12 protein-coding genes are annotated in these 12,050 nt (G+C 70.6%); 3 read left to right on the top strand and 9 right to left on the bottom strand.

From position 1 onward, the window contains the following. Positions 1-6: 6 nt before the first annotated feature. Both H4W81_RS39985 and H4W81_RS39980 read right to left on the bottom strand, forming a co-directional pair. Positions 7-780 carry an SDR family NAD(P)-dependent oxidoreductase gene (locus tag H4W81_RS39985; protein WP_192779546.1) on the bottom strand — a complete coding sequence of 258 codons (774 nt, stop codon included), beginning with the start codon at positions 778-780 and terminating at the stop codon, positions 7-9. A 116-nt stretch (positions 781-896) separates the two neighbouring features. Next, entirely contained in the window at positions 897-1,235 is a 339-nt protein-coding gene (locus H4W81_RS39980) for an STAS domain-containing protein (protein ID WP_192779545.1), read from the bottom strand. Between the two features lie 72 nt (positions 1,236-1,307). Between H4W81_RS39980 and H4W81_RS39975 the strand changes: the two genes are divergently transcribed. Beyond that, the gene (locus tag H4W81_RS39975; RefSeq protein WP_192779544.1) at positions 1,308-2,324 is read left to right on the top strand and encodes a potassium channel family protein; all 1,017 of its coding nucleotides are present in this window, start codon (positions 1,308-1,310) and stop codon (positions 2,322-2,324) included. Here the strand turns inward: H4W81_RS39975 and H4W81_RS39970 are convergent. The 4 genes from H4W81_RS39970 to H4W81_RS39955 form a co-directional block, all read right to left on the bottom strand. Continuing rightward, positions 2,305-3,048 (bottom strand): energy-coupling factor ABC transporter ATP-binding protein, encoded by a 744-nt coding sequence (locus H4W81_RS39970; protein WP_192779543.1) that lies wholly within the window; start codon positions 3,046-3,048, stop codon positions 2,305-2,307. The two genes, H4W81_RS39975 and H4W81_RS39970, sit on opposite strands and share 20 nt — an antisense overlap. Next, positions 3,039-3,797 carry a cobalt ECF transporter T component CbiQ gene (gene cbiQ, locus H4W81_RS39965; protein ID WP_192779542.1) on the bottom strand — a complete coding sequence of 253 codons (759 nt, stop codon included), beginning with the start codon at positions 3,795-3,797 and terminating at the stop codon, positions 3,039-3,041. Before cbiQ ends, H4W81_RS39970 begins: the two co-directional genes overlap by 10 nt. Before the next feature lie 3 nt (positions 3,798-3,800). After that, complete coding sequence (locus tag H4W81_RS39960) at positions 3,801-4,814, bottom strand: energy-coupling factor ABC transporter permease (protein WP_192779541.1); 1,014 nt, start codon at positions 4,812-4,814, stop codon at positions 3,801-3,803. Between the two features lie 73 nt (positions 4,815-4,887). Further along, positions 4,888-6,711 carry a glycosyltransferase family 2 protein gene (locus tag H4W81_RS39955; protein WP_192779540.1) on the bottom strand — a complete coding sequence of 608 codons (1,824 nt, stop codon included), beginning with the start codon at positions 6,709-6,711 and terminating at the stop codon, positions 4,888-4,890. Between the two features lie 338 nt (positions 6,712-7,049). On the opposite strand from H4W81_RS39955, the gene H4W81_RS39950 reads away from it, so the two are divergent. Beyond that, positions 7,050-7,376 (top strand): hypothetical protein, encoded by a 327-nt coding sequence (locus H4W81_RS39950; protein WP_192779539.1) that lies wholly within the window; start codon positions 7,050-7,052, stop codon positions 7,374-7,376. Positions 7,377-7,857: 481 nt separating this feature from the next. On the opposite strand, the gene H4W81_RS39945 is transcribed toward H4W81_RS39950, so the two are convergent. Then, a complete protein-coding gene (locus H4W81_RS39945; protein ID WP_192779538.1) occupies positions 7,858-8,826 on the bottom strand; it encodes a PucR family transcriptional regulator in 969 nt (322 codons plus the stop codon). A gap of 72 nt (positions 8,827-8,898) precedes the next feature. On the opposite strand from H4W81_RS39945, the gene H4W81_RS39940 reads away from it, so the two are divergent. Then, entirely contained in the window at positions 8,899-10,200 is a 1,302-nt protein-coding gene (locus tag H4W81_RS39940) for a serine hydroxymethyltransferase (protein WP_192779537.1), read from the top strand. A 5-nt stretch (positions 10,201-10,205) separates the two neighbouring features. Here H4W81_RS39940 and H4W81_RS39935 read toward each other — a convergent pair whose 3' ends face one another. Both H4W81_RS39935 and H4W81_RS39930 read right to left on the bottom strand, forming a co-directional pair. After that, positions 10,206-11,363 (bottom strand): sensor histidine kinase, encoded by a 1,158-nt coding sequence (locus tag H4W81_RS39935; protein WP_192779536.1) that lies wholly within the window; start codon positions 11,361-11,363, stop codon positions 10,206-10,208. Then, positions 11,360-12,004, bottom strand: coding sequence for a response regulator transcription factor (locus H4W81_RS39930; RefSeq protein ID WP_192779535.1), 645 nt, complete (start codon positions 12,002-12,004; stop codon positions 11,360-11,362). The genes H4W81_RS39935 and H4W81_RS39930 overlap by 4 nt, the downstream gene beginning before the upstream one ends. Between the last annotated feature and the right edge of the window lie 46 nt (positions 12,005-12,050).

Raw genomic sequence — 12,050 nt, 5'->3', positions numbered from 1 at the left:
CCTCACTTACTTGGGCTGGAAGCGGATGCCGCCGTCGAAGCGGATGACCTCGGCGTTCATGTAGTCGTTCTCGACGAGCGCGCGCACCAGGTGGGCGAACTCGTCGGCGCGACCCATGCGCTTGGGGAAGACGACGGGGGCGACGAGCTTGGCCTTGAACTCCTCGGCGTTGCCGGAGAAGCCGTAGATCGGCGTGTCGATGATGCCGGGGCAGATCGTGTTGACCCGCACGCCGATCGCGGCCAGGTCGCGGGCGGCGGGCACGGTCATGCCCACGATGCCGCCCTTGGACGCGGAGTAGGCCAGCTGGCCGGTCTGGCCCTCCAGCGCGGCCACGGAGGCGGTGTTGATGACCACGCCGCGGTGCCCGTCCTCGGAGACGGGATCGGTCTTGGCGATGGCCGCCGCGCCGATGCGCATGAGGTTGAAGGTGCCGATCAGGTTGACCTCGATGACCTTGCGGTAGCTGGCGAGGCTGTGCGGAGCGCCCTCACGGTTGACGGTGCGCTCGGCCCAGCCGATGCCCGCACTGTTGACGATCACGCGTACCGGCTTGCCCGTGGCCACGGCCGCGTCGACGGCCGCCTGCACGTCGCCCTCGTCCGAGACGTCCGTCCTGACGAAGACTCCGCCGAGTTCGTCGGCGATCGACTTGCCGCGCTCCTCGTTGAGGTCGGCGATGACCACGGTCGCGCCCTGGCGGGCGAGCTCGCGGGCCGTGGCCTCGCCCAGCCCGCTGGCCCCGCCCGAGATGATTGCTACTGCTCCGTTGACGTCCATGCCACGGACCTTAACGCGAGAACCGAATGAAGTTCTACTCGGGGTGGGCCACTAATGGGAAACGCGCGCGCCAAGGTGTCGCCACGACGCCGTGGGGAGCCGGCGCCCGGCTCCCCTCAGATCGCGCCCACCGCCGTGTCGACGTCCGAATAGACCTTGATCCGCCGGTCGAGGCCGGTGGTGCGCAGGATGCGGGCCACCGGCGCCTGCGGCGCGGCGAGCGAGACGCCGCCGCCCTCGCCCGTCGCCAGCCGCCAGGCCTCGATGAGCACCGACAGCCCGCTGGAGTCCATGAACGACAGTGCCTGGAGATCGAGGACGAGCCGCGCGCCGTCCTGTTTGATCGCGTCGCGGACCTCGTCGCGGAGGAAGGGTGCGGTGAAGAGATCGAGCTCTCCCTCCACGGCCACCACCACGGCATCGCCCATGGCATGACGCGCCAGCCGCAGCTTCATCTGCCCTCCTCGATGAGCCACTGTACTTCGACATCCCCAGAGGGACGGCATGGACAAACTACGATCACCACTATGCAGGACGACCTTCGAGGCACCGGCGTCCGTCTGCCCGCCCCCTCGCTCAGCCCGATAAGGGCGGTCCTGCGCAGGATCGTCTACGCCTGCGCAGCGCTGGGCCTGGTGTTCCTGCTGGTCGCGCTGGATCTGGACGGCTACAAGGACAGCTACGACGGCAAGGTCTCGCTCCTCGACGCGCTCTACTACGCGACGGTGACGGTGTCGACGACAGGGTACGGGGACATCACCCCCGTGACCCCCCTCGCCAGGACCGTGAACATCCTCGCCGTCACACCGCTGCGCATCGTCTTCCTCGTCATCCTCGTGGGCACGACGCTGGAGGTCCTCACCCGGCGCACCCGCGAAATCTTCCTGATCGACCGATGGAGGTCCAGGTTGCGCGACCACACCGTGATCATCGGCTACGGCACCAAGGGCAGGGCCGCGATCCGCACGCTGCTGGAGAACGAGCGGGACAAGGAGTCGATCGTGGTCATCGACCCGCGCGCCGAGGCGATCGAGGAGGCCAACGCCGACGGCTTCGCGGGTGTGGTCGGCGACGCCACCAGGAGCGAGGTGCAGAACAGGGCGGGCGTGCGCCAGGCCAGCGAGATCATCGTGGCCACCCAGCGCGACGACACGACCGCGCTGGTCACGCTGACCGCCCGCCAGCTCAACAAGACCGCCACGATCGTGGCCGCGGTGCGCGAGGCGGAGAACGACCCTCTCGTCCGGCAGAGCGGCGCCGACGTCGTCATCACCTCCTCCGACGCGGCGGGCAGGATGCTGGGCGTGGCCACCCAGAGCCCCGCGGTCAGCGCTCTGATCGAGGACTTCCTGGCGTACGGCAAGGGCCTCGACCTGGCCGAGCGGCCCGTCCAGCCGCACGAGATCGGCAGGTCGCCCTCCCAGTGCGACGGCGTGGTCATCGCGGTCGTGCGCGACGGCCGGATCCTGACCTACGCCGACGAGGAGGTGTCCTCGATCAGGGAGGGCGACCGCCTGGTGGTCGTCAACGCCCCTCAGGGATAGCGAAGCCGTACGGCAGCTCGAGGCGGTGCGCGGCCAGCAGCTCGGGGTCGGCCAGCAGCGTCCCGGTGGGCCCGTCGGCGGCGATCACGCCGCCGGACAGGATCAGCGACCGCTCGCACAGCTCCAGCGCGTACGGCAGGTCGTGGGTGACCATCAACACGGTCACGTCGAGCGAGCGGAGGATCTCGGCCAGTTCCCTGCGCGCGGCGGGGTCGAGGTTGGACGACGGCTCGTCCAGCACCAGGATCTCGGGCTCCATGACCAGCACGGTGGCCACCGCCACCCGCCGCCGCTGGCCGAAGGACAGGTGGTGCGGCGGCCGGTCGGCGTGGTCGGCCATGCCCACCCTGTCGAGGGCGTTCTTGACCCTGCGCTCCAGCTCCTCGCCCTTGACGCCCATGTTGGCCGGGCCGAAGGCCACGTCGTCGCGGACGGTCGGCATGAACAGCTGGTCGTCGGGGTCCTGGAAGACCAGCCCGACCCGCTGCCTGATCTCCTTCAGCGTGTCCGGGCGCACCGATGTGCCCGCCACGCGTACCGTGCCGTGGCCTGCGGTGAGGATGCCGTTGAGGTGCATGACGAGCGTGGTCTTGCCGGCGCCGTTCGGTCCGAGCAGGGCGACGCGCTCGGACCTGCCGATCGTCAGGTCGACGCCGAACAGGGCCTGCGTGCCGTCCGGGTAGGCGTAGGCGAGCTCGCTCACCTCGAGGGAATTCACCACCATGACACTCCAAGAACGGCCAGCGCGGTGACCGGCAGGGCCAGCGCGACCACCCACTGCCGCCCTGATCCCGAAATTTCGTGAATAACGGGGAGGGATCCGTTGTATCCCCTGCTGAGCATAGCCAGGTGGACCCGCTCGCCCCGCTCGTAGGAGCGGATGAACAGCGCCCCCGCCGAGCGCGCGATCACCGGGATCTGCCGCACGTCACGCGCCACGAAGCCGCGCGACTCCCTGGCCACCCGCATCCGCCGCATCTCCTCCATGATCACGTCCAGGTAGCGGAGCATGAACATCGCGATCTGCACCAGCAGCGAGGGCAGCCTGAGCCGCTGCGCGCCCAGGAGGATCATCCGCGGCTCGGTCGTGGCCGCCAGCAGGATGGAGGCGACGACGCCGAGGGAGGCCTTGGCCAGGATGTTCCACGCCGCCCACAGCCCCTGCACGCTCAGCGAGAGCCCGAGCACGTCGGTCCGCTCCCCCAGCCCGATGAACGGGATCGCCACCGCGAACACGACGAACGGCACCTCGATCACCATCCGCCGCGCCACGTGGCCGAGCGGGACCCGTGCCACCACTGCCACGGCCGCCAGCAGGAGCGCGTAGCAGCCGAACGCCCAGAAGGACTCGCGCGGCGTGGCCACGACGACCACGGCGAACGCGAGCACCGCCACCAGCTTGCAGTGCGGCGGCAGCCGGTGGACCGGCGAGTCGCCCGGCCGGTAGAGCTGGTGGTGGTGTCCCGCGCCCATCTCTCAGACCTTGGCCCTGCTGCCCCTGCGGCGGGCGGCGTAGGCGACGGCCCCCGCCACCACCAGCGTGATGCCCACGCCGATCACGCCGGCGATGCCGACATGGATGCCGCCGACGTCGCCGTAGTCGGCCAGCACCCACGAGCCCAGCGGGTGCTCGGTCGCCTGGTCGAGGAAGCCCTTGTTCTCGGCGACCGCCTCCAGGCCGTCGGGGCTGGAGGAGGCGAAGAAAGAGACCACGCCCGCGAGCACGAGCGTCACGCCGATACCCCCGATCAGGAACGGCCTGACGCCGCCCGGGGCGGGTCCGACTGTGGAGGGCGCCTCGACGGTGGAGACCGTGCCGTCGGCGCCCTTCAGGACGAGCGGGGTGGCCAGGCCGCGCGCGCCGTACACCAGGTCGGGCCGTACTGCCAGCACCGCGCCGACGGTCGCGGTGGTGATGAGCGCCTCGCCGATGCCGATGAGCACGTGGACGCCGCCCATGGCCGCGGCCACGGCGGCGGTGTCGATGGGCGCGGTGCCGCCGACCGCGAACAGCAGCGCGAACACCAGCGCGGAGGCGGGCACCGAGACCAGCGCGGCCAGGAACGCGCCCGCGCTGACCCCCGCCTTGCTCTTGACCGCCCCGGTGACCAGGCGGAAGACGCCCCAGCCGACCAGCACGGTGACCACGCCCATGATCAGGACGTTGATGCCGAGCGCGGTGACGCCGCCGTCGGCGAAGAAGACGCACTGCACGAGCAGCACCACGGCCATGCACAGCACTCCTGTGTACGGCCCGACGAGTATCGCGGCCAGCGCGCCGCCGAGCAGGTGCCCGCTGGTGCCCGCCGCGACGGGGAAGTTGAGCATCTGGACGGCGAAGATGAAGGCCGCGACCAGACCGGCCATGGGCGCGGTGCGGTCGTCGAGCTCTCTCCTCGCGCCACGCAGGCAGACCGCCACCCCCGCGGCCGCGACGACACCGGCCGAAACGGAGGTAGCGGCATTGAAGAAGCCATCGGGTACGTGCACGACCAAGCCTCCATGAAGGGGATCAAACGTCCCTACTTTAGGTGATGGCCTTGCAACTGCATATATGTGGCAATTAGCCGAAGAATCGCCGAAGGACCGCGCGCGGCGTGATCTTACGGACGACCGTGCTCAACCTGCCCTTCCCTGACGTCGCGTAGGGCCTGACGCTGCTGCGCACGGGCCCGCGCCACCAGCTGCGCGGCTCGGCCACCGTGTCCGCGTCGGCCTCGATCCTGAAGCGCACGGGCGGGCCGCCCAGCTCCAGCTCCAGGTAGGCGTCCCAGGTGCCGGGCGCGAACCTGCCGATCGCGGGCCTGGAGGCGAACCTCCCGCCGGGCAGCGCCACGACCCGCTCGGTGCGTTCCCTGCCGGTGTGCCGCTCCCGCCAGACCAGCCGGCGTACGGCTCCCGCCTCGGGGACGCCGTCTCCGCCGACGGTGATCGCCCCGTCGATGACCAGCCGGTGCCCCAGCGCCCACCGGGTGCGGGTGAGGCGCACGGAGCCCGGCACGGTGAGCACGTGCCCTCCGACGTCGAGGCTCAGGTTGCCGTTGGACCTGGTGAAGTACGGCAGCGCGACCACGGCGCCGACCAGCCGGGGAGCCGGCCTGGTGATGCCGCTCTCCCTGGCGGCGCCCAACCGGCCCAGCCGGACCACGCCCTCGCACTCGACGGCGACGTGGAGGTCCCACACGCCCGACGTCAGCTCGGCGAGGTCGATCCTGGCGGTGAAGGAGTGCCCGTCGGTCTCGGCCTGCACGGCCACCTCGACCGGCTCCTCGTGTCTGGAGCGCAGCACCAGCGCGACGCCGCCCTGACTGTCCATGCCGTCGAGCGCGGCCTCGCCCTCGACGACCAGCCTCTCGCCCTCCCACCGCAGCCCGGTCAGGCGGCGCCGCACGGTCGCGGCCTCGATGTCGGCCAGCCGTACCAGCCGCTCGATGTCGCCGAGCGCCGCCAGACGCTGGCCGTCGGTCGTGGTCAGCCTTTCCATGACGCCAGGGGTCATCCACTCGTCGCACAGCGCGGCGACCTCCTGCGCGATCTCCTTGCGCCGCACCTCGTCGGCCTCCAGGAAGGGCGCGCCTAGCTGGGCGAAGATGTCGAGCCTGAAGTGGCGGCGGAGCAGGTGGTCGCGCAGCGGGCCAGGCTCGACGTGCTCGGCCATCAGCGCGATCGGATCCCTGATCATGGCCAGCCAGTCGAGCGGGTCGCGGCTGGAGGGCTGCTGCATGATGCTGCTGCCGTCGGGCCTGGCGACCAGGTGGTAGCAGTCGTAGTCGGCCACGACCGAGATGATCTTGGCGTGGCAGTAGGCGTGGACGCTGAAGTAGATGTCCTCGCCCACCAGCCGGTCCTCGGCGAACCTGATGCCGTGCCTGTCGAGCATCTCCCTGCGGAAGAGCTTGAAGCAGCTCAGGCTGTTGTAGACGGCGCTGGCGCCCAGCTCGACCCGGTCGGCGCCGGCCTGGAACATCGAGACGGGCGCACGCCGGCCGTGCCCGACGACCTTGCCGAGCACGATGTCGGAGCCGTTGCGGTCGGCGACGGCCAGCATGCGCTCCATCGCCTCGGGCCCGAGGTAGTCGTCGGCGTCGCAGAAGAAGACGTAGCGACCCGTGGCGTGCTCGAGGCCGAGGTTGCGCGGGCGGCCCGCGCCGACGGAGTGCTCCGTGCGCACGAGCTTGATCACGCCTCGGTGGTAGTGGGAGTAGAGGTCGAGGAGGTCGGCGCTGCCGTCGGTGGAGCCGTCGTCGACGACGACGATCTCCTTGTTCACCCGCTGCACGAGAGCGGAGGTCAGGCTGCGATCGAGAAATGCCCTGCAGTTGTGGACGGGGATGATGACGCTGACGTCGACACCGCCGCCATCGCGCCCCGTTGGTTGTTCAGCCACAGCCGCGCCCCTCAGCCGTCACGTTCCGCTTGCATTCCGCTTCAGTATGTGACGAGGCGTGGGCGTGGCGTGGCTGATCGGGCGTGTTCGTGCCCGTCCTTTTAGGACAGGCGACATATCCCCTAGCGGTGCAAATTTGCTGATTAAAAGGGGTGTGGCGGGAGCGATGAATTCCCCCCGGGCGTAGAGAATCATCCCCGCAGGGAACAGTGCCCTACCCCCGGCCCTTCCACGTGATCCGGAGGAGAGGATCGCGCGTCTACACTCAGGCAACCTTGACCGGGGAGGTGGCAGGAATGGGAACGGAACTCAGCCGTCAGACGACCGAGGATCCAGCCGTGCGCTCTGCCGAGCGCATCGTCTCCTCCGCACGACTGGGCGAGCTCTACGAGTGCTCGGCGCTGCTGCGCCGCACACGGCAGCGCGCCGAGGAAATCGTGAACGAGGCACGGGCCATGCTCGCGGAGGCCGAACTCTACGACGACCCCATCCGCGTGCTCGCGCTCAACGCCCAACTCGAGGAGGCACGTGCGGCCTACCGCAGAATTCTCCAGGCCTACACCACCATCTGCAGGAAGATCGCCGAGGAGCGGAGCGCCATCATCATGGCGGAGGTCAAGGGCGCCAGAGCCGTCGCGCAGGAGGGATTGTCAGGCGTGGCCTGACACATGGAAAGTCAGCGCCATCCAGCCAGGAACCTCGGGCGTTCACGCCCGAGAGGAATGGCTTCCCTGCGTAGGCTTGTTGTTACTCTTGGTGACGCGGTGACGGGATTGAACGCACCCGGCGTGCCGGGGAACGGCTCTGTGATCTGGTATCGGCATCGCAACGCGGCATGGCCTGCCATGTCGGGCAGTGAGTCACGCTGCCTTACGCGGCCCGAAACGTCGAATCCATCGACGGAGAGGAGCTGCAAGCTCGGTCGTTCACGACCGAGAAGCTGACGTAAACCGGTGTGGCGAGTGGGGCGTCTCATGATCAGGGAGGCCCACCATGCAGGTTCTCGATGGCCTCGCGGCGACCGACCTGACCGAGCTCAGGCTTGAGCTTCTGCTGGTCAGCGCGCTGCACGAGGAGGCCGATCGGCTGGCGGCCGAGTGAACGGGCTCCAGCTCCCCGGTGCGGCCGGGGAGCTGGAGCAGGGGGCTAGCGCAGGTCGGGCGGCAGCCGGCGCTTCTTCAGGGCCAGGTGCAGGTGGAGCCTGGTCAGACCGTCGTCGAGGTCGGCGCCGAGCGCGCCCGCGATGCGGCCGAGCCGATAGTAGAGCGTGGTCCTGTGCAGGTGCAGGCGGGTCGCGGTGCGCTGGGCGTTGCCGCCGAGGTCGAGGTAGGTCTCCAGGGTGTGGACCTGCTCGCCGTCCAGGGGGGCCAGCGGGTCGTCGGCCGCGCCGAGCAGCATCCGGTAGACCCCGAGCTCCGACCACGAGACGTGCCGGGGCAGGGCGGGGTCGCCCGCGGCCAGGTGGGCGGCGGCCAGCGCCTGGCGGTAGGCCTCGGGCGCGGCGTCGAGCCCCGCCGGGTCGCTGTAGCCCCGGATGACGCCCTCCTCGGGCGGCGCGCTCTCGGCCGGATGGCGCAGCAGGTAGGCCGCGTGGGAGTCGGTGACGAACCCGCCGATGGCGTTGCGCTCGCGCCGGGCCGAGCCGGGGAGCACGACGCACACCTGGACCAGCTGGGGAGGCAGCTTCTCCGCGCCCTGCCCGGTGGTGAGCAGGCGGCGGACCAGCGTGTCGAGGTCTTCGCGCCAGTCGGCCGCCAGGTCGCGGGCGGCCTCCTCGGCCAGCGCCAGCGCCTCGTCGTCCAGCGACTGGCCGGGGTCGAGCAGCCACAGGTGGCCCAGGCAGCGCCCGCCGTCCCTGATGGGCACGCAGACCCGCGCGCCCATGCCCAGCTCCGCGTTGGCGGGCACGCGCACGGCGGAGGTGGCGGCGGCGATGCCGTGCCGGTCCTGCCACAGCCGGACCTCGGGGGCGACCTGCCTGGACAGGATGGCGGCCACCCTCACCGGGTCGGCGTCGGCGTGCATGGAGCTGTAGGCGAGCAGGCGGCCCTCGGGGTCGTCGACCGAGACGCTCCGCTCGATGGCCGCCGCGAGTGCGTCGAGCCTTGCCTGCATCCGACAAGTGTAGGAGCGGGTCCCTTCATCCACACCATGCGCCCGCGCCGGGAGCCTGCCTACCCTGGCCACATGCTCGCTCCTCGCCCCTGGGTACCCGCCGCCGCCGAGGACCTGGTCCAACGCGGAGCGGCCGAGGTCTCAGCCCAGACCGCGCCGTCCACGCTGGCCGGGATCGAAAGACTCGCCGCCCGCAACCACGAGATCCACGACGTCGAGTGCGTCAACCTCAACCCCGCGGCCAACATCATGAACCCGCGCGCGGAGGCGCTGCTGTCGGCGAACCTCGGCACGCGGCCGTCGCTCGGCTATCCGGGCGACAAGTACGAGATGGGGCTCGAGGCGATCGAGCAGATCGAGATCATCGCCGCCGCCCTGGCCGCCGAGGTCTTCTCCGCCCGCTACGCCGAGGTCCGCGTCGGCTCGGGCGCGCTGGCCAACCTGTACGCCTTCATGGCCACCTGCCGTCCAGGTGACACGATCATCGCCCCGCCGCCCTCCATCGGCGGCCACGTCACCCACCACGCGGCGGGCGCGGCCGGCCTCTACGGCCTGACCACGGTGGACGCCCCGGTTGCCGCCGACGGCTACACCGTGGACGTCGCCGCCCTGCGCGAGCTGGCCGTCAGGGTCCGCCCCAAGCTGATCACCATCGGCGGCAGCCTCAACCCCTTCCCCCACCCGGTAACCGCCGTGCGCGAGGTCGCCGACGAGGTGGGCGCCCGGGTGCTCTTCGACGCCGCCCACGCCTGCGGGATGATCGCGGGCGGCGTCTGGCCGAACCCCCTCGCCTCGGGCGCCCACCTGATGACGATGAGCACCTACAAGAGCCTCGGCGGCCCCGCCGGCGGCCTCGTCGTCACCGACTCCGCCGAGCTCGCCGAGCGGCTCGACGCCATCGCCTACCCCGGCCTGACGGCCAACTTCGACGCGGGACGTACGGCGGCGCTGGCCGTCGCGCTGCTCGACTGGAAGGTCGCGGGCAAGGCCTACGCGGAGATGATGGTCGTCACCGCCCACCAGCTGGCCACCAGCCTGGAAGAGCTCGGCCTGCCGGTCTTCGGCGGCGGCACCAACTCCCACCAGTTCGCCCTGCTCGCCCCGGGCGGGGGGCAGGCGGCGGCCCGCCGGTTGCGCAGAGCCAACCTGCTGGCCTGCGGGATCGGCCTGCCCGTCGCTCCCGTGGACGGCGACGTCAACGGGCTGCGCCTGGGCACGCCGGAGGTGGCGCGGCTGGGCATGCAGGAGAGCGACATGCCGGTCCTGGCCTCGTTCATCGCCCGCGGCCTCGATCCCGCGGTGGACCCCGCGACCGTCGCCCCCGACGTGACGGCGTGGCGCGCTGGTTTCTCCGGCGTCCACTTCACCTGCTAGGACGGCTACACCCGCACCGCTCTCGCCGCGACGCCCGCCCTGCGCGGCAGCCCCACGGTGACGACCAGTCCACCTTCGGGGCGGGCGAGAGCGGTGACGGTGCCGCCGTGGGCGTCGACGATGGCCCTGACGATGGACAGGCCGAGCCCCGAGCCGCGTTCGGACTTGACGCGGTCGCCCGCCTGCCGCCTGAAGGGCTCGAACAGGTCGTCCACGTCGTACGGCGGGACCACCGGACCGGTGTTCTCCACGGTGATCACTGCGGCCTCGTTCTCGGTGGAGACCCGGACCCAGACCTCCCCCTCGCGCACGTTGTACTTGATCGCGTTCTCGATGAGGTTGAAGACGCACCTCTCCAGGAACAGCGGGTCGCCCTCGGTCATCGCGGGACCGAGGTCCTGGTGGATCGTGACGCGCCGCCTGCGGGGATGGAGCTCGGCCTGCTCCATCGCGGTGGCCACCACGTGGCGCAGCTCGACCGGCTTGCGGGCGGTGAGCTCCTGCTCCGACTGGGCGAGCAGCAGCAGGCCCTCGATCAGCCGTTCGTGGCGGGAGTTGGTGCCGAGCAGCGCCCTGGCCAGCGCCTTGAGGTCGGGAGAGGCCTCCGGCTCCTCCAGCGACACCTCGAGGACCGTGCGGTTGACCGCCAGCGGGGTGCGCAGCTCGTGCGAGGCGTTGGCGATGAACCTGCGCTGCGCGTCGAAGACCCTGTGCAGCCGGTCGAGCATCGCGTCGAAGGTGTCGGCCAGCCGCTTGATCTCGTCCTTGGGGCCCTCCAGGCCGATGCGCTCGTGCAGGTTGCTCTCCGAGAGCCGTTCCGCGGTCGCGGTGACCCTGTCGAGCGGGCGCAGCGCGCGGTCTGCCACCAGGTAGGCGACCACGACCGCGGTGATCCCGATGAGCACCATGATCATCAGGGAGGAGCGCAGCATCTCCTCCAGCACGCCGGCCGCCTTGTCGCCGACCGTCCGCTTGACCGCCACGTCGATCTGCTCCTTGGTCGGCAGCGCCCCCGCGGGACCGGTCTTGGTGTAGGCCATGACCATCTGTTTGCTCAGGGCGTTGGCCGTCAGGATGTAGGTGAACCAGAGCAGGACCGAGCCCGCCACGAAGAACAGCACGCCGTACAGCACGGTGAGTCGTGCCCGCAGCCCGAGCCTCACAGCCGGTATCCCTTCCCCGGCACGTTCTCCAGGACCGGCGGCGCGCCCAGCTTCCTGCGCAGCGAGGTCATGGTCACGCGCAGCACGCTGGTGTCGCCGTCGGCGAACTCGTCCCAGACGTCCCTGCGCAGGTCGGCGGAGCTGACCAGCTCGCCGTCGGCGCGCATCAGCTCCCGCAGCAGGTCGAACTCCTTGCGGCTCAGCGACAGCTCGCGGCCGTCCCTGGTGACCGTACGGCGGGCCGGGTCGAGCCTGATCCCGGCCCGCTCCAGCACCGGCGGCGCGGCCGGGGAGGTACGGCGGGCCAGTGTCCTGATCCGCGCCACCAGCTCGGCGAAGGCGAACGGCTTGACCAGGTAGTCGTCCGCGCCGAGCGACAACCCGTCGACCCGGTCGCGCACCTGCCCCGCGGCGGTCAGCATGAGGATCCTGGTCCTGCTGGTCAGCTCGCCGCAGACGTCGTCGCCGTGCACCTCCGGTAGGTCACGGTCGAGGACGACGACGTCGTAGTCGGTGTAGGAGGCCCGCTCCAGCGCCTCCTGGCCGTCATAGGCCACGTCGACGGCCATCGCGTGCAGCCTGAGGCCCCGCGCGACGGCGTCGGCCAGTTGTTCTTCGTCTTCGACGATCAGCACCCGCATAGCCATGAGAGTGCAGGAGCGACTGTTAGTCGTGAGTAAGCGCCTT

Origin of the sequence: Nonomuraea africana (assembly GCF_014873535.1) — a bacterium.
GTDB classification, from domain to species: domain Bacteria; phylum Actinomycetota; class Actinomycetes; order Streptosporangiales; family Streptosporangiaceae; genus Nonomuraea; species Nonomuraea africana.
The sequence above is the reverse complement of the archived record's forward strand: the minus strand, read 5'-3'. Positions and strand labels throughout refer to the sequence as shown.